Annotated in this window: 1 protein-coding gene; it reads left to right on the top strand. The window is 50.6% G+C overall.

Going from position 1 to position 506, the window contains the following annotated elements; all coding sequences use genetic code 11:
* On the top strand, positions 1-506 hold a 506-nt coding region (locus ACTHUR_RS18705; protein ID WP_440400269.1), incomplete at both ends, for a DUF3458 domain-containing protein.

The following is a 506-nucleotide window of genomic DNA, read 5'->3' as shown; positions in this document are numbered from 1 at the left end:
CACCATGACCGTTTATGAAAAAGGTGCGGAAGTGGTGCGCATGTATCACACCTTGCTTGGGGAAGAAGGCTTCCAAAAAGGCATGAAGCTGTATTTCCAACGCCACGACGGTCAAGCTGTGACTTGTGATGATTTCCGTGCCGCAATGGCAGACGCAAACGGCATCAATCTTGATCAGTTTGCTTTGTGGTACAGCCAAGCTGGCACGCCGGTTTTAGATGCTCAAGGCCGTCTGAAAGATGGAGCGTTTGAATTGACCATCAAACAAACCATTCCGGCCACGCCCGATATGGCGGACAAACAGCCGATGATGATTCCGGTCAAAACTGGTTTGCTGAACGAAAAAGGCGAAGCGGTTGAGTTTGAATATCAAGGCAAACGGGTGAAAGAGGCGGTTTTGGTATTGACCGAGGCCGAGCAGATTTTTGTCTTGGGCGGTGTCAATGAGCCGGTTATCCCGTCTCTGCTGCGTGACTTCTCTGCACCGGTTACCCTGAACTATCCAT

It is taken from the genome of Neisseria sp. P0021.S007, assembly GCF_051956855.1.
The sequence above is the reverse complement of the archived record's forward strand: the minus strand, read 5'-3'. Positions and strand labels throughout refer to the sequence as shown.